Genomic DNA, 16,061 nt, shown 5'->3' with positions numbered 1-16,061 from the left:
ATTATTGTTATTTGTAAAAAAGTCATTTATACTTTTCTGTAAACGTTTTCATTTAAAAAGGGGGATTTTAATGATTACATTTTTAGTTTCTATCGTTTTATTAGTTATAGGTTATTTTACATATGGCAAATATATTGAAAAAATGTTTGGTGTTAAGGATGAACGTCCGACGCCTGCTCATGATCAAAGGGATAATATTGATTTTGTTCCGATGTCGACAAATAAGAACTCATTGATTCAATTGTTAAATATTGCAGGGGTTGGGCCGATATTTGGACCGATTATGGGTGCTTTATATGGACCAGTTGCTTTTATTTGGATTGTATTAGGGTCTATATTTGCTGGTGCTGTTCATGATTATTTAACAGGTATGATTTCTATACGTAATAAGGGGGCTCATTTACCTGAATTAGCTGGTAAGTTCTTAGGTAATGTGATGAGACACCTTGTGAACGTATTTACACTATTACTATTGTTATTGACAGGTACTGTATTTGTTACGAGTCCGGCATTATTATTACATTCTTTAATGGATGGTAGAGTAGCTTTAGGTATTATTATTTTTGTTATTTTCTTATATTATTTCTTATCTACAGTGTTACCTATCGACAAAATTATTGGTAAAGTTTATCCGGTATTTGGATTTATCTTGATGATTTCTGCAATAGGAATCTTTGTACGATTAATTATGACTGGTGCGGAAATACCAGAATTAACATTGAAAAATATGCATCCTGATTCGGCGCCAATTTTTCCTTTATTATTCTTTACGATTACTTGTGGTGCTTTATCTGGTTTCCATGCGACACAATCGCCGATTATTTCTAGAACGACGAATAATGAGAAAAATGGTCGTAAAATATTCTACGGTATGATGATTGCTGAAGGTATTATTGCGATGATTTGGGCTGCGGCTGCTATGAGTTTATTCGGTGGCTATGGTGGTCTACAAGAAGTGTTAGCGAAAGGTGAAGCGGCGCTTGTAGTGAGTGAGGCTTCTACAATGTTATTAGGTTCTGTATTTGGAACATTAGCGATTCTAGGTGTTATTGTATTACCTATAACAAGTGGTGATACTTCATTTAGAAGTGCGAGAATGATTTTAGCTGATTATTTTAATTTCGGTCAGAAGAAAGTAATGAATCGCTTCGCAATTGCGATACCGATGTTTGTTATTAGTTTTATTTTAACGAGAGTAGACTTCACAATACTTTGGAGATACTTCTCTTGGGCAAACCAAACAACAGCTGTTATTGCACTATGGATAGGCGCTATGTATTTATTACTATCTAAAAAGAATTTCTATGTCGCTTTAATACCTGCTTTATTTATGACATGGAATATATTCACATATATATTAAGCCAACCAATAGGATTTGGGATGGATTTATCACTTAGTTATTGGTTATCAGCTGGTTTGACGATTTTATGGTCTATGTATTTCTATTATTTATATCGTAAAAATAGTGAAAATGCGATAGAAATAGATTATCAAATCGGAGGATCACCCGTATCTAAATATTAAACAGTAAAGCACCTTTCGATGGAGATCGAAAGGTGCTTTTTATATATTTAATATAGGGAAGGTAGTCTGCCATACGATACTCGCTCAAAAATATCATATGGCAGTGCTATTATTTAGGGGTAATAGCAAATGCTCGGACAGGGAATCCGGGTGCATTTTTAGGTTTAGGGCTAATGGCTAATATAACTGAACCACGTGTTGGTAGTTCATCTAATCCGGTTAACAGTTCTATTTGAAAAGTATCTAAACCAAGTACGTATCGTTCACCGACAATGTCATTGTTTTTACGGATGTCTACTGAAGCATCAGTATCAAATGTTTCATGTCCGATTGACTTGATCTTTCTCTCTTCAAACAAGTATTTAAGTGCGTCTAATGACCATCCTGGGAGATGTTCATGACCATCTTTGTCTTTATTCTCAAATTGCTCTTTATCTGGCCATTTCTTTGACCAGTCACTTCTAAATGCGACAAACGTTCCACTTTCAATTGGTCCATTTTCAGATTCCCATTGAAGGATGTGTTCTTTAGTTAGTCTGAAATCTGAATCTTGGGCTACTTCTTTTGAAAAATCTAACACGATTAAAGGTAAGACTGTTTCTTGTAAACCGAGTTCATGTAAATATCGCTTATGCTCTACAAAATGTATAGGTGCATCTATATGCGTTCCATATTGTGTAGGAAATTGCCATGATTGGGCAAAGAAACCGTCGTCTTTAACTTTATACAATGTTTTTGTTTCTGCATTTTCAAAAGCTGAAAAGTGTGGAGATTCTGAATCAAATGTATGCGTTAAATCTACCCATTTATATTCTTTCAGTTGATTTAGCGTGTTCCATAATGGATATGACATAACATCACCTCATTTATTAGTTAGGTTGTTTAACTGTATTGTCTTGACGTAATTTTTCTACTGAATTGACTAATACTGTTAAAGCTTGTTTTACTTCTTCTTCTTGTCTTGTCTTCAATCCGCAGTCAGGGTTTACCCAGAATAGAGAACGGTCAATTTCTTGAAGTGCTCTATTGATTGCAACTGTAATCTCTTCTTCTGTAGGTATACGAGGGCTATGAATATCATATACACCTAAACCGATACCTAAGTCATATGTGATATCTTCGAAGTCTTTGATTAAGTCACCATGACTTCTTGAAGTTTCGATTGAGATAACATCAGCATCTAATGATTTGATCGCATGGATGATTTGACCAAATTGTGAGTAGCACATATGTGTATGAATTTGTGTTGAATCTTGTACTGAAGAAGTTGATAATCTGAATGAATGTACAGCTTTATTTAAATAATCTTCATGGTATTCAGAACGTAAAGGTAAGCCTTCGCGCAATGCAGGTTCGTCTACTTGGATGACTTTAATACCCGCTTCTTCAAGTGCTAGAACTTCTTCATTAATCGCTAATGCGATTTGATCTTGAACTTCGCTACGTGGGATATCCACACGTTCGAATGACCAGTTTAAGATTGTAACTGGACCTGTAAGCATACCTTTAACAGGTTTGTCAGTTAAACTTTGCGCATATAATGTCTCTTTAACTGTTAATGGTGCTGTCCATTTAACATCTCCGTAAATGATTGGTGGCTTAACGGCACGAGAACCATATGATTGAACCCAACCAAACTTAGTTACTAAGAATCCGTTTAGCTTTTCACCGAAGAATTCAACCATGTCATTACGTTCGAATTCACCGTGTACTAATACGTCTAATCCAATTTCTTCTTGAATTTCAATCCAACGTTTAATTTCATTTTGTACGAATTCTTCGTATTTTTCATCTGAAATACGATTGTTTTTCCAAGCAGCACGGTATTTACGTACTTCTCTTGATTGAGGGAATGAACCAATCGTTGTTGTTGGTAAGTCTGGTAAATTTAATACTTGATCTTGTAAGACTTTTCTTTCTTTAAATGGTGTAGTACGTTCTGATTTAACTGAATCATAGTCATATTCTAATTGTTTGAATGATTGACTTTCAAAGCGTTCATATTGTGCTTTTAATTCGTTATATAAAGTGTCATCATTTTCGTTAAATAATTGTTTTAAAGCATATAGTTCGTCTAATTTTTCAGTCGCAAAGCTTAAGCCTTCACGAACTGAGTCGTCTAATGTTTCTTCTTCTAAAGTAACTGGTACATGTAATAATGAAGAAGATGGTTGAATCACTAATTCATCTGTATAAGATTGTAATGTTTCGATTAAAGCTTTCTTCTCTTCAATATTAGTTGACCAAACATTTCTACCATCAACGATACCAGCGAATAAAGCTTTTTCTTTAGGGAATAAGCCATCTTTGATTTGTTGTAAGTTAAAGCCATTGTCATGTACAAAGTCTAAACCGAATCCATAGACTGGTAATTGACCAACAAAGTTTAAATCAACGCGTTCGAAATATGTTTGTAAGACAAGTTTCGCAGCTGGTGCCGCTTCGTTAAAGAATTCATATGCTTCTTTCGTAATATCTTGAAGATCAGCTGCACCGTCTGTTACGAGAATTGGCTCATCTACTTGGATGTATTCAGCGCCTGCTTCAGTTAATTGCTCGAATACTTCTTTATATAATGGTAAAAGTGTTCTTACTTTTTCGTCGAAACTTTGGTCGCCACCTTTAGATAATGCTACGTATGTAACAGGACCAAGAATAACTGGATGAGATGTTACACCAACTTCTTTAGAGAAATTGAATTTCTCAAGTAACACATTGTTATTTAATTGAGGTGACACGTTGTCCCATTCAGGTACGATGTAGTGGTAGTTTGTGTTGAACCATTTGATTAACGCACTTGCAACATGATCTTTGTTACCACGTGCAATATCGAATAATAAATCATCATCTACAGGACGTCCTTGGAAACGTTCTGGAATGATGTTGAATAGTAATGATGTATCTAACACGTGGTCATATAGTGAGAAGTCACCAGTAGGGATATGATCAACATGATGGTCTTTCTGAATTGTTAAAATTTCTTTGTGTAAATCCTGCAACGTTTGATCTAATTCGGCTTTATCTATTTTTTTAGCCCAGTAACTTTCGATGGCTTTTTTCCATTCTCTTTTCTTACCTAGTCTTGGGAATCCTAAATTTGATGTTTTAATTGTCATAATATTGCCTCCTTGGTTTGTGTTCCAGTTTTTAGTTGTGAATAATTTGCTAATTCAACTGTTAAATCATATTTTAAAAATGGTGTAACTAAGTACAAGCCATTAAAATATTGGTGTACTGCATCAATCAATTGTTTACTCAAATTAATACTGAGTTCTCTTGTAGCATCTCTGTCGTCTTTGACTTTTTCAAAGGCGTTAAGCACCGTATCTGATAGTTTAATACCAGGTACTTCGTTGTGTAAGAAGAGTGCGTTATTGTAATTCGTAATTGGCATAATACCAATGAAAATCGGGGCGTCTATATGTTTAGTTGCTTCATATATTTCTTTAACTCTTTCAGGTTCATAAATCGGTTGTGTAATAAAGTATTCCATGCCAGATTCAATCTTTTTTTCTAATCTTTTGACTGCTGGTTCTAGTCGTCTTACATTTGGATTGAATGCACCTGCAACTGAGAAGTTGGTATTGCTTCTCAATGTATCTCCATCGGCGTTTATACCTTGATTGAACTGTGTAATGATTTCAGCTAATCCACTAGAGTTAACATCGAATACACTTGTTGCGCCTGGGAAATTACCCACTTTAGAAGGGTCCCCCGTAATCGTTAATATGTCATTAATGCCAAGTAACGAAAGTCCCATTAGGTGAGATTGCAAGCCGATTAAGTTTCTATCACGGCAAGCTAAGTGTACGAGTGGTCTAATTTTATACTTTTGTTTAATGATACTAGCTGCGGCAATGTTAGAAATCCTCACGCTTGCTAGGGAATTGTCAGCAAGTGTGACTGCATCTACACCTGCATCTTCTAGGGCTTGTATGCCATCGAAAAATTTATTCGTATCTAAATGTTTAGGTGTATCTAATTCAACAATAACGGTTGGTCTTTGTTGAACGAGCTCTTTAATACTAGGTTCTTCTTTATTTTGCTTTTTGTACTGTTTTGTTTCGATTGGTATAACATTTTTGTGTTTGATAGGCTTTAAATCTTTGACGACATTCTTTATTTTTTTAATATGTTCTGGTGTTGTACCACAACATCCACCTATTAATCTCACGCCTTGATTAACGAGCTCTTTCGCTGCATCTGAAAAGTAATCTGAGTTGTTATTGTATTTCAAGTCGTTGTCTTCTAAATCCAGCAAACTTGCATTTGGATAACATGAAAGGTAAGCATGATCAGGTAAGTCAATATGTTTAAATGTCTTAATCATATGGTATGGACCGTGATGACAATTTAAACCAACGACATCTGCACCGGCTTTCACTAATGTTTCTAATGCATCTGGTATAGGTGTACCATTTCTCAAATAATTTGTATTACTAGCTGTTAGTTGAGCAATAATCGGAATGTCGTATCTTGCTTTTGTATCTTTTAAGACAGCAAGTAATTCTTCTAAATCGTAGTATGTTTCAAATAAAATACCATCTACACCTTCATTAACAAGTGTTTCAATTTGAATCTCTGTATGATATTGAATGGCTTCAATTGATAAGTTACTCTTTTTGATATTACGAAAACCGCCTACCGTACCTAGAATAAACGTATGATCGTTGCTCGCTCTTTTAGCGATTTGTACAGCTTCACGATGAATTTCTTTTACGCGATGTTCTAAATTAAAATCTTGAAGCTTCTCAAAATTTGCACCGTACGTGTTTGTTTGAATAATATCTGCACCAGCTTCAATATAAGAACGGTGAATTTGTTCTATCTTGTTAGGGTGTGTCAAATTATAACTTTCTGGACAAGTATCCAATCCTTCAGAGTAGAGGATGGTTCCAATTGCTCCGTCAGCTACTAAAATTTGGTTCTTTAACGCTTCTTTTAGACTCATATGTAGCCTCCTTTAATGCCCAATCGATATCTGTGATCAATTCTTTGACATCTTCTAAGCCGACTGACAATCTAAATAATCCGTTAGTGATACCACGTTCAGCTCTCACTTCTTCAGGAATAGCTGCGTGACTCATTGTAGCTGGGTGAGAAAGAATCGTTTCTACACCACCTAAGCTTACAGATACAAGAGGGATATTAAGATGGTCAACAAATGCTTGTGCTTTTGATTCATCTTTAAGTCTGAATCCGAGCACGGCACCGCCATTTTTAGCTTGTCTTAAATGTGTGTCATTTGTGATTGGATAATAGACTGTTTCAATTGCTTCATTATCGATTAAATATCTATAAATTTGTTCTGTGTTATAAACAGATTGTTTAAATCTAATTGGTAATGTCTTTAAATGTTTAGCAAGTGTCCAAGAATCATAAACGCTTAATCCTGAACCTGTACCATTTTGAATAAGGTAAATTTCATTTTTAAGTTCTGGGTCATTCACGACTACTGCGCCAGCTATGAGGTCACTGTGACCGCCTAAGAATTTTGTAGCTGAATGAACTACGATGTCAGCACCTAGTTTCAATGGTGATTGTCCTAACGGTGTCATAAATGTATTATCGACAGCTAATAGTGCGTCGTGTTTACGTGCAATTTGGCTAACACCATCAATATCTGTCACTTTAAAGAGTGGGTTAGAAGGTGTTTCAACATAGATTAGTTTCGTATTTTCTTGAACAGCTTCTTTGATATTTTGTAAGTCTGTTTGATCGACAGTTGTAAATTCTATTTCGAATTTCTTAAGAATTTGCTCTGTTAGTCTGAACGTTCCGCCGTAAACATCATCTGGAAGAATCACGTGGTCTCCTGGTTTCAATGTTAAGAAGACAGCTGTTATTGCAGCAATTCCTGAACTAAATGCAAATCCGTAATTACCGCCCTCTAAATCTGCTAACTTTTCTTCAAGTAACTTTCTATTAGGGTTACCACTACGTGCATAGTCAAATTCTTGATTGCCACCTAAAGTTTCTTGATGATAAGTGGATGAATAATATAATGGTTGATTGCTTGATAAGTGCTCGTTACCTCTAGTGGAATCCAATATTAAAGACGTTTCTTTTGAATAGCTCATATTGACACTCCTTCTTTTCTTGAATTTTTTAAGGCTTGTAGTATGTCTTCGTAAATATCTTCATAATCTTCTATTCCAATAGATAAACGGAGTAAATATTCATCTATACCGCGTTTATCTTTTTCTTCATCTGCCATATCTACATGTGTTTGTGTATAAGGGAATGTGATAAATGTTTCAGTACCGCCAAGACTTTCTGCAAATATACATAATTTAATATTTTGTAAGAAGCTATCAACGCTATATGCATTGTTTAAACGAATACTTAACATTCCGGTTTGACCTGAGTAAAGAACTTCATCAATGCTTTCAACAGATTGTAGTGATTGTGCTAACTTTTGAGCATTTTCAGTAGAACGGTCAAGTCGTAAATGTAATGTCTTTAAGCCTCTCAGTAATAAATAACTATCGAATGGTGAGAGTGTTGCACCGATCATATTATGAAACTGGCCAAGCACTTCACCTAAGTAATCATCTGATACAGTGACAATGCCAGCTAACACATCATTATGACCACTTATGTACTTTGTAGCAGAATGTAAGACGATGTCAGCACCGTCTTTTAATGGTGTTGATAAGTATGGTGTTAAGAACGTGTTATCTATAATCGTTAATATATTTCTTGCTTGTGCAATTTCATATAAAGGATTTAAGTCCACTGAGAACATTAACGGATTTGAAATAGGTTCAATAAAGAATGCACGTGTATGTTCATTAATCGATGCGTTTACTTCATCAATATTTGAAAAATCAATGTACTTAAATTTGATGTTGTATTGCTTTTCGTAAAATTCAAATAGTCTAAATGTGCCGCCATATAAGTCGAATGACACTAAGATTTCATCATTTGGTTTAAATAAGTTACAAACTAATTGGATGCTAGCCATACCGCTTGAAGTTGCAAATGAGTATTTACCACCTTCAAGTTTGGCAAATGCCTCTTCAAAGTTTGAGCGAGTTGGATTTTTCGTTCTTGTATAATCAAAGCCAGTTGAACAACCTAATTTTTCATGTTGATAGGCTGTTGAAAGATAAATTGGGTTTGTCGTTGCCCCGGTATGGTCTTTAGTTAATGAAATTTGAGCGAGTTGAGTAGATTTCATAATAGCCTTCCTCCCTAATGAATTTAAAAATAAAAAAAGCTTCCGTCCTTTAAACCCGAAATAAATCGGATGTAAAGGACGAAAGCTTAGCTCGCGGTACCACCTTTGTTCGCAATGACATTACTGACATTACCTCTATAAGTACGAGTCTCCTACAAGAAGATATAATGGCAGTAAAATTGGTGAACAAATTCCAGTACGCCATCATCACTAAAGAGACTTTAATACTGTATCGCTATAACGGGCGATCCCGTTGACACCTCAATATCGATGCCACCACTCCAAGGCCATTTTCAATCTTTCTTTCAATGTTCCCTTTCAGCAAATGGGAACTCTCTGATGATTGCAGTGTAAGATTTACTTTCCTTTTTATCGTGATTTTATTTGTTTTCGTTGTTGATATATTACACAATACTATGCGTATATTTTTTTGTCAACAACTTTTCTGAATATTTTAATTTATCGCTCAACTTTTCTTTTGTGCATATCCCTTTCAAAATTGTTATAATCTAATTTGGATGTTTTACGTGAAACATACGAGAATAAATAACGTGGTGATGAAATGAAAGAAAGAAATCAAGCATTAACAGATAAGATTTCTTATAACCATAGTCATGATAAAATTGTTGAACTTCCTTTAGAAAAATTAAGAAGGAATCCATATCAACCGAGAGATTATTTTGATGAAGAAGCTTTGAGAGATTTAACGCAGTCGATTTCACAACATGGTGTGTTGCAACCTATCGTCGTAAGAGAAACGATAAAAGGTTACGACATCGTTGTAGGTGAAAGAAGATTTAGAGCGAGTCAATTAGCTAACAAAGATTCAGTACCGGCAATCATTAAAAATTTAACCGATGAAGAAATGTTAGAACTTGCTATTATAGAGAATCTTCAACGTGAAAATTTAAAACCTCTAGAAGAAGCAAAGAGTTATGCAACGATGATGGAAGAACTGAACTTAAAACAACAAGACGTTGCAGATAGATTAGGGAAATCAAGATCATACATTGCAAATGTCTTAAGGTTGCTGAAGTTGCCACCAAGTGTAAAAAAACTAATCAACGAAGAAAAAATATCAAGTGCACACGGTAGAACATTACTTGGTTTAGATAAGAAACATCAATTAGATCAAGTGGCTAAAAAAGTTGTAAAAGAACATATGAGTGTTAGAGCATTAGAAGAATATATTAAACAGTTAAATACTCAAGGCCAAGAAAAGAAAAAGAAAACGAAACAACCGAAACCTAATTTCTTAGTCAAACATGAATATCAATTAAAAGAAAAGTTTGGAACGAATATTGATATTTCTAAGACTAAAAAAGCAGGCAAAATTTCTCTTGAATTTAATTCTGAAGATGAATATAAGAGAATATTAGAATTATTGTTAGAAAAATAAGAGGTGTAAAAAGTGAATAAGATTATGAACATCATTCATAAATTGATTGACCCATTTATGGATCCAGAAAATTGGCAAAAGTGGATAGAACAAATATTAATCGGCATATTCTACATTGTATTAGCTTACGTCATTATTAAAGTACTTCATAAAGTGGTAGAGAAATTCTTTACTACGAAATACGGAACTAAGAGGGTAGGGAAGTCTAACAAGCGCGCTAAAACAATGGTTAACTTACTACAAAATGTTATTTCCTATGTCGTATGGTTTATAGTTGCGACAACCATTTTAAGCAATTTAGGCATAAGAGTTGAAAGTATTATTGCTGGTGCCGGTGTTGTAGGGTTAGCAATTGGTTTCGGCGCACAAACCTTAGTAAAAGATGTCATCACAGGCTTCTTTATCATTTTCGAAAATCAATTTGATGTTGGCGATTATGTGAAAATTAATACAACAGGTACCACTGTTGCGGAAGGTACTGTACAATCAATAGGAATGAGATCTACAAGAATATTATCGTTTGCTGGTGATTTAACGATACTTCCTAATGGTACAATGAATGAGATTGTAAACTTCTCAATTCATAACGGTATGGCTATCGTAGAAATTCCTGTATCTATTAAAGAAGATTTAGATGAAGTTGAAAGTAAGTTAAATGAATTTTTACCGACAGTTAAAGAAAGATATGAAATATTCATTAAAGATCCTGAAATTTTAGGTGTAGAAACTGTGACAGCAGGGGAAGCAACAATTAAAATAGCAGGTGAAACAGAACCAAATGAACATGCATCAGGTGCTAGAATCTTGAGAAGAGAAGTGAAATCTTTCTTCGATAAAGAAGGTATTCAAGCGCCAATTCCAACAATGGTTTCTTATAATCCAAATAACATTCAATAATCATCTAATCGGGAGGCAAAAATATGATCAAATCATATGAGTTAAATGATATCGTTGAAATGAAAAAACAACACGCATGTGGGTATAATAGATTTAAAATTATAAGACTCGGTGCAGATGTTAGAATAAAGTGTGAAGAATGTTCTCGTAGTATCATGCTACCAAGACAAGAGTTTAATAAAAAAATTAAAAAAATATTAGTAAAAGGACAAGGTGAATAAAATATGGCATTAACAGCTGGCATAGTAGGATTACCAAACGTAGGTAAATCAACATTATTTAACGCAATTACGAAAGCAGGAGCACTTGCAGCGAACTATCCTTTCGCAACAATCGATCCTAACGTAGGGATTGTAGAAGTACCAGACCATCGTTTACAAGAATTAACGAAATTAGTAAAACCTAAGAAAACTGTACCAACAGCATTCGAATTTACAGATATTGCAGGTATCGTTAAAGGTGCATCTAAAGGTGAAGGATTAGGAAATAAATTCTTATCACATATCCGTGAAGTAGATGCGATTTGCCAAGTCGTACGTGCATTTGTTGATGAAAATGTTACACACGTATCAGGAAAAGTAGATCCAATCGATGATATTGAAGTTATTAATATGGAATTAGTATTAGCTGACTTAGAATCAATAGAAAAACGCTATGAAAGAGTAGCAAAAATGGCAAAACAAAAAGATAAAGATGCCGTAGCTGAAGAAAAAGTATTAGCAAAAATTAAAGAAACTTTAGAAAACAATAACCCAGTAAGAAGTTTAGAATTTACACCAGAAGAAAAAGCAATCGTGAAACATTTAAGCTTACTTACTTCTAAACCAATGTTATATGTAGCAAACGTAGCAGAAGATGAAGTAGCAAGCCCAGAAAATAACGAATTCGTACAAAAAATTGAAGAATACGCAAGTAACGAAGGTTCACAAGTTATCGTGATTTCAGCAAAAATCGAAGAAGAATTAGCAACATTAGATGACGAAGACCGCGAAATGTTCTTAGAAGATTTAGGCGTAGAAGAAGCAGGATTAGACAAATTAATCCGCGCATCATATAACTTATTAGGATTAGCAACATACTTTACAGCAGGTGAACAAGAAGTAAGAGCATGGACATTTAAAGAAGGCATGACAGCACCACAATGTGCCGGAATTATCCATACAGACTTCGAAAGAGGCTTTATAAGAGCAGAAACCGTTAGTTATGACGATTTATTAGCAAATAACGGCATGAACGGTGCTAAAGAAGCGGGTAAAGTAAGATTAGAAGGTAAAGAATACCTAATGAAAGACGGAGACGTTGTACACTTTAGATTTAATGTGTAAGATAAAGGCCAGTAGTGTTTATGCACTATTGGCTTTTTCTTTGATATCAATGAGAAAAAGATTGTAAAAAGTAATACTCTATGCTATAATTCTTGATTGTGAGTAATGAAAATTATTCCTTGCTTAATACTGAGTTATTAGGCCGCATAGACCACAAGGAGGTGTAAATTGATGAGAACATATGAAGTAATGTACGTAGTACGTCCAAATATCGAAGACGAAGCTAGAAAAGCTGTCGTTGAGCGTTTTAAAGGAATCTTATCTTCAAACGGTTCAGAAATCATCGAAGAAAAGGATTGGGGTAAACGTCGTTTAGCTTATGAAATCCAAGACTTCACAGAAGGTTTCTACAACATCGTTAGAGTTAAGTCTGAAAATGACGAAGCTATCAGTGAATTTGATCGTTTAGCAAAAATCTCTGATGATATCATTCGTCACATCGTAGTACGCGAAGAAGAAAAATAATTTAACTTATAAAATGGGGGAGATTAAATGATTAATCGTGTTGTATTAGTCGGTCGATTAACTAAAGATCCGGAATACAGAGTAACACCCTCAGGCGTTCAAGTTGCTACTTTTACTTTAGCTATTAATCGTACTTATACGAACCAGCAAGGTGAAAGAGAAGCTGACTTTATCAACTGTGTTGTATTTAGACGTCCCGCAGAGAATGTAAACAATTACTTATCTAAAGGTAGTCTGGCAGGAGTTGAAGGTCGTCTACAATCTCGTAGCTACGAGAACCAAGAAGGTCGTCGTGTTTATGTAACTGAAGTTGTTTGTGACAGTGTTCAATTCCTTGAACCAAAAGGCGCAAATCAACGTCAATCTGGTAATGATAATCAATCATATAACCAAAATAATAACGAATTCCAAAATTATGGACAAGACTTTGGTGGTAACCAACAACAAGGACAAAAAGCACCTTCAAATCAACAGTCAAATAATCAACAATCAAGTAATCCATTTGCAAACGCTAATGGCCCAATTGATATCAGTGATGATGATTTGCCGTTCTAATAGTTGATTGAAACGAATATAAATTGATAAAGATTTAACGAGAAGGGAGGAACACAATCATGGCAGGTGGACCAAGAAGAGGTGGTCGTCGTCGTAAAAAAGTTTGTTACTTCACAGCAAACGGTATTACACATATCGACTACAAAGATACAGATTTACTTAAAAAGTTTATCTCAGAAAGAGGTAAAATCTTACCACGTCGTGTAACAGGTACTTCAGCAAAATACCAACGTATGCTTACTGTAGCTATCAAACGTGCACGTCACATGGCTTTATTACCATACGTTAAAGAGGAACAATAAGAGTTAGCGTATAACATAACCCTCTAGCAATCAGGCTAGAGGGTTATTTTTGTGTTTGGAATTATAGAAAAGATGTTATTTATGATGGCAACGATATTATTGTAAATAATTTGGAATTATTAAAAGCATAAATAGTATAAACATTGCTAGTGCGCTGAAGTAAATAGACGTCTTATTTCTTATATATACTTTAGATATTGTTTCACAAATTAATAATTGAGTTAAAAAGCTAAATACAAACAAGAATAATAAACTAAAGATTAGATTTAATAAATTAATATTTGTTAAATCAATAGACATAATCATAAACATAGATAGAAATAAAATTATTGTATAAATAAAGTATTGGAAAAGAATGTTTATTTTATCTAATAATCTTCTAATAAATTCAAAGTCAAAGATGTATTTTAGTAAAAATATGTTTACTGAAATAGAGAAAATAAATTGTAAAAATAGCAAAGACGTTAAATTATTAAAAAAAGATGCCTTTTGATCCAAGAACGTCATTATTATAGATAATAATAAAATGAGAAATACGATGAATAAATTTGTTTTTCTATACATAAAAAAAGCTCCAATAAATTAATTGATTTTTACTGCATTTTGAAAGCTATCAGGTGCATCTTTCTTATTGTTTATAATATCAATATAATCAAGTATAACATCTTCGCCAATACCTGTAGTGTATACTAAGTATGATTCATTGCAAGATAAAAAAAGAGGCGACCGTCGCAACAGTCAACCTCAAGTACACTCCGCAGATATGTACCACTATTTGATAATTATTATATTATGCAGTTTTAAAATTATCAATACCTTTATATGCCCACGCATTTCATTCATTGTAAAAATACAATATAATAATGAGTAATAGAATTTATGGGATGTGTGTTTATGAAGGCTATTTATGACCTTATTAAAAGTGATGCGGATATGATTTATATTTTAGAAGTTGTAGAAAGCATGAATTTAAATGATTCTTGGGTTAGCGCGGGTTTTATAAGAAATAAAATTTGGGATACGATTCATGGTTATACAGATAAGACACCATATAATGATGTTGATGTTATATTTTATAATGCTGACTGTCTAGATGAATCTATTGAGAAGCGATATGAAGAGCAATTAAGAGATATTGATTCTAGCATACCTTGGTCAGTAAAAAACCAAGCTAGAATGCATTTGAAAAATGATTTTAATCAATATATTGATTCGAAGGATGCTGTAGATCATTATCCAGAAGCGCCAACCGCTATTTGTGCTAGGATAAAAAATGGTGAGTTAGAAGTACATTATAACTACAGTGTTCTAGATTTGTTTAATGGTATTGTTTCACCAACTCAATATTTTAATCATGACTCTGGTAGATATGACGTTTATTTGGATAGAATTAATCAAAAACAATGGCATAAGCAATGGCCAAATTTAACATTTGATAATTAGAATTGAAATAAAGATTTAATTCTTAAAGGATGTGTTCTTAATGACTATCGAAGGATTAATTGAAAGATATAAAAATGAATTGCCTAACAAACAAGTACCAGAAGAAGAATTTAAATTAATGATATCCAATATTGGAAATCCTAATGCCAATATTCGTGAAGATAATTTTGATTTAATTGCGCGTTTAATTATAAGCGGTAAACTGGATAACCATCAAATGTTACAGTTACTTGAGCATTGTGAATTTGTTTTAAGAAGTGTTAACCAAAGTGATTCTGAACATCTTGTGCTCGATAGAAGTTTCAGTGCACTTATTATTGGAATCATTGTTGAATATTTAGAAGAACATGATCAGTTATCTAAGGATGTTTACGCAAAGATTATAAACTTAGCGATTGATTATATGGATAAGGAAACTGATGTCAGAGGATATGTACATGGGACAGGATGGATGCATAGTGTTGCGCATGGATCAGATTTACTTGCAACTTGTGTTAGATCTAAATATTATTCAGGTGACTGTAATAAAGTGATCTTAAAGGTCATCGCTAAAAAACTTTATCAGTTAAATACTGATTTATCTTGCTATATAGATGATGAAGATGAGCGACAAGCATTTATCATTGAAGCATTACTTGAAAAAGGACTTACAGATCAAGAATTGAGTAATTGGGTAAGCGAGCTATTCGTGACAGTTAATCAAACAGATTTAAATCAATCTGAAGAAGCATATTTAAGTTATTTTAGAATAAGGAAAAATATAAAAGATTTCTTGAAGACATTGTATTTTAGACTAAAATTTAATCAAAAATGTCAGGTAACTCAAGATGAAATAGAAGAAATCCTTAAAAAGTTATACTTAGAATTAACACAACAAGGAGAATAAAAATGGGAATAAAATTTTATGTAGCAGGTAGTTTTGGGAAATAATATATTTGTTATTATTTAGACTGCCGGAACACTAAAA

At 33.6% G+C, this 16,061-nt stretch carries 16 protein-coding genes and 1 other annotated feature; of the genes, 10 read left to right on the top strand and 6 right to left on the bottom strand.

The window, feature by feature from the left end; all coding sequences use genetic code 11:
- Window positions 1–70: 70 nt before the first annotated feature.
- A complete protein-coding gene (locus tag LQ622_RS13525; protein WP_126476369.1) occupies window positions 71–1,525 on the top strand; it encodes a carbon starvation CstA family protein in 1,455 nt (484 codons plus the stop codon).
- 109 nt (window positions 1,526–1,634) lie between these two features.
- On the opposite strand, the gene LQ622_RS13520 is transcribed toward LQ622_RS13525, so the two are convergent.
- The 5 genes from LQ622_RS13520 to LQ622_RS13500 are packed head-to-tail and all read right to left on the bottom strand — an operon-like array spanning window position 1,635 to window position 8,708.
- Window positions 1,635–2,378 carry a cyclase family protein gene (locus tag LQ622_RS13520; protein ID WP_025906211.1) on the bottom strand — a complete coding sequence of 248 codons (744 nt, stop codon included), beginning with the start codon at window positions 2,376–2,378 and terminating at the stop codon, window positions 1,635–1,637.
- A gap of 16 nt (window positions 2,379–2,394) precedes the next feature.
- Window positions 2,395–4,644, bottom strand: a complete 2,250-nt coding sequence (metE, locus tag LQ622_RS13515; RefSeq protein WP_239763091.1) for a 5-methyltetrahydropteroyltriglutamate--homocysteine S-methyltransferase — start codon at window positions 4,642–4,644, stop codon at window positions 2,395–2,397.
- Window positions 4,638–6,476 carry a bifunctional homocysteine S-methyltransferase/methylenetetrahydrofolate reductase gene (locus tag LQ622_RS13510; RefSeq protein ID WP_037589457.1) on the bottom strand — a complete coding sequence of 613 codons (1,839 nt, stop codon included), beginning with the start codon at window positions 6,474–6,476 and terminating at the stop codon, window positions 4,638–4,640. Before LQ622_RS13510 ends, metE begins: the two co-directional genes overlap by 7 nt.
- Window positions 6,433–7,605: a cystathionine beta-lyase MetC gene (metC, locus tag LQ622_RS13505; protein ID WP_037589456.1), complete on the bottom strand. Its 1,173-nt coding sequence runs from the start codon at window positions 7,603–7,605 to the stop codon at window positions 6,433–6,435. Before metC ends, LQ622_RS13510 begins: the two co-directional genes overlap by 44 nt.
- On the bottom strand, window positions 7,602–8,708 hold the full coding sequence (locus LQ622_RS13500) for a PLP-dependent transferase (RefSeq protein ID WP_037589454.1): 1,107 nt from the start codon (window positions 8,706–8,708) through the stop codon (window positions 7,602–7,604). The genes metC and LQ622_RS13500 overlap by 4 nt, the downstream gene beginning before the upstream one ends.
- A 71-nt stretch (window positions 8,709–8,779) precedes the next feature.
- Window positions 8,780–9,090 (bottom strand) — a binding site (T-box leader).
- A gap of 180 nt (window positions 9,091–9,270) precedes the next feature.
- Between LQ622_RS13500 and LQ622_RS13495 the strand changes: the two genes are divergently transcribed.
- The 7 genes from LQ622_RS13495 (at window position 9,271) to rpsR (ending at window position 13,651) form a co-directional block, all read left to right on the top strand.
- A complete protein-coding gene (locus LQ622_RS13495; protein ID WP_239763080.1) occupies window positions 9,271–10,107 on the top strand; it encodes a ParB/RepB/Spo0J family partition protein in 837 nt (278 codons plus the stop codon).
- A 12-nt stretch (window positions 10,108–10,119) separates the two neighbouring features.
- Window positions 10,120–11,004 carry a mechanosensitive ion channel family protein gene (locus LQ622_RS13490; RefSeq protein ID WP_025906205.1) on the top strand — a complete coding sequence of 295 codons (885 nt, stop codon included), beginning with the start codon at window positions 10,120–10,122 and terminating at the stop codon, window positions 11,002–11,004.
- Between the two features lie 23 nt (window positions 11,005–11,027).
- Entirely contained in the window at window positions 11,028–11,225 is a 198-nt protein-coding gene (locus tag LQ622_RS13485; protein WP_025906204.1) for a DUF951 domain-containing protein, read from the top strand.
- 3 nt (window positions 11,226–11,228) lie between these two features.
- Window positions 11,229–12,329: a redox-regulated ATPase YchF gene (ychF, locus tag LQ622_RS13480; RefSeq protein ID WP_239763079.1), complete on the top strand. Its 1,101-nt coding sequence runs from the start codon at window positions 11,229–11,231 to the stop codon at window positions 12,327–12,329.
- Between the two features lie 171 nt (window positions 12,330–12,500).
- Window positions 12,501–12,794, top strand: coding sequence for a 30S ribosomal protein S6 (rpsF, locus tag LQ622_RS13475; RefSeq protein WP_025906202.1), 294 nt, complete (start codon window positions 12,501–12,503; stop codon window positions 12,792–12,794).
- A 27-nt stretch (window positions 12,795–12,821) separates the two neighbouring features.
- Complete coding sequence (gene ssb / locus LQ622_RS13470) at window positions 12,822–13,349, top strand: single-stranded DNA-binding protein (protein ID WP_025906200.1); 528 nt, start codon at window positions 12,822–12,824, stop codon at window positions 13,347–13,349.
- A 59-nt stretch (window positions 13,350–13,408) separates the two neighbouring features.
- The gene (gene rpsR / locus LQ622_RS13465; protein WP_037589451.1) at window positions 13,409–13,651 is read left to right on the top strand and encodes a 30S ribosomal protein S18; all 243 of its coding nucleotides are present in this window, start codon (window positions 13,409–13,411) and stop codon (window positions 13,649–13,651) included.
- 96 nt (window positions 13,652–13,747) lie between these two features.
- Here the strand turns inward: rpsR and LQ622_RS13460 are convergent, their stop codons facing one another.
- Window positions 13,748–14,215, bottom strand: a complete 468-nt coding sequence (locus tag LQ622_RS13460) for a hypothetical protein (RefSeq protein ID WP_239775408.1) — start codon at window positions 14,213–14,215, stop codon at window positions 13,748–13,750.
- Between the two features lie 330 nt (window positions 14,216–14,545).
- Between LQ622_RS13460 and LQ622_RS13455 the strand changes: the two genes are divergently transcribed.
- Window positions 14,546–15,094, top strand: coding sequence for a nucleotidyltransferase family protein (locus LQ622_RS13455; protein WP_239762988.1), 549 nt, complete (start codon window positions 14,546–14,548; stop codon window positions 15,092–15,094).
- A gap of 40 nt (window positions 15,095–15,134) precedes the next feature.
- Entirely contained in the window at window positions 15,135–15,980 is an 846-nt protein-coding gene (locus tag LQ622_RS13450; RefSeq protein ID WP_239762985.1) for a DUF2785 domain-containing protein, read from the top strand.
- Window positions 15,981–16,061: the final 81 nt, after the last annotated feature.

The sequence above is a fragment of the Mammaliicoccus sp. N-M50 genome (genome assembly GCF_022386995.1).
Taxonomy (GTDB): Bacteria; Bacillota; Bacilli; order Staphylococcales; family Staphylococcaceae; genus Mammaliicoccus; species Mammaliicoccus sciuri_A.
This window is presented reverse-complemented; position numbering and strand designations above follow the sequence as displayed.

Bases quoted from the DNA above. Each gene is read 5' to 3' on its own strand.
- LQ622_RS13525 (WP_126476369.1), top strand. From the start codon at position 71: ATGATTACATTTTTAGTTTCTATCGTTTTATTAGTTATAGGTTATTTT.
- LQ622_RS13520 (WP_025906211.1), bottom strand. From the start codon at position 2,378: ATGTCATATCCATTATGGAACACGCTAAATCAACTGAAAGAATATAAA.
- LQ622_RS13510 (WP_037589457.1), bottom strand. From the start codon at position 6,476: ATGAGTCTAAAAGAAGCGTTAAAGAACCAAATTTTAGTAGCTGACGGA.
- metC (WP_037589456.1), bottom strand. From the start codon at position 7,605: ATGAGCTATTCAAAAGAAACGTCTTTAATATTGGATTCCACTAGAGGT.
- LQ622_RS13500 (WP_037589454.1), bottom strand. From the start codon at position 8,708: ATGAAATCTACTCAACTCGCTCAAATTTCATTAACTAAAGACCATACC.
- LQ622_RS13495 (WP_239763080.1), top strand. From the start codon at position 9,271: ATGAAAGAAAGAAATCAAGCATTAACAGATAAGATTTCTTATAACCAT.
- LQ622_RS13485 (WP_025906204.1), top strand. From the start codon at position 11,028: ATGATCAAATCATATGAGTTAAATGATATCGTTGAAATGAAAAAACAA.
- ychF (WP_239763079.1), top strand. From the start codon at position 11,229: ATGGCATTAACAGCTGGCATAGTAGGATTACCAAACGTAGGTAAATCA.
- rpsF (WP_025906202.1), top strand. From the start codon at position 12,501: ATGAGAACATATGAAGTAATGTACGTAGTACGTCCAAATATCGAAGAC.
- ssb (WP_025906200.1), top strand. From the start codon at position 12,822: ATGATTAATCGTGTTGTATTAGTCGGTCGATTAACTAAAGATCCGGAA.
- rpsR (WP_037589451.1), top strand. From the start codon at position 13,409: ATGGCAGGTGGACCAAGAAGAGGTGGTCGTCGTCGTAAAAAAGTTTGT.
- LQ622_RS13460 (WP_239775408.1), bottom strand. From the start codon at position 14,215: ATGTATAGAAAAACAAATTTATTCATCGTATTTCTCATTTTATTATTA.
- LQ622_RS13455 (WP_239762988.1), top strand. From the start codon at position 14,546: ATGAAGGCTATTTATGACCTTATTAAAAGTGATGCGGATATGATTTAT.
- LQ622_RS13450 (WP_239762985.1), top strand. From the start codon at position 15,135: ATGACTATCGAAGGATTAATTGAAAGATATAAAAATGAATTGCCTAAC.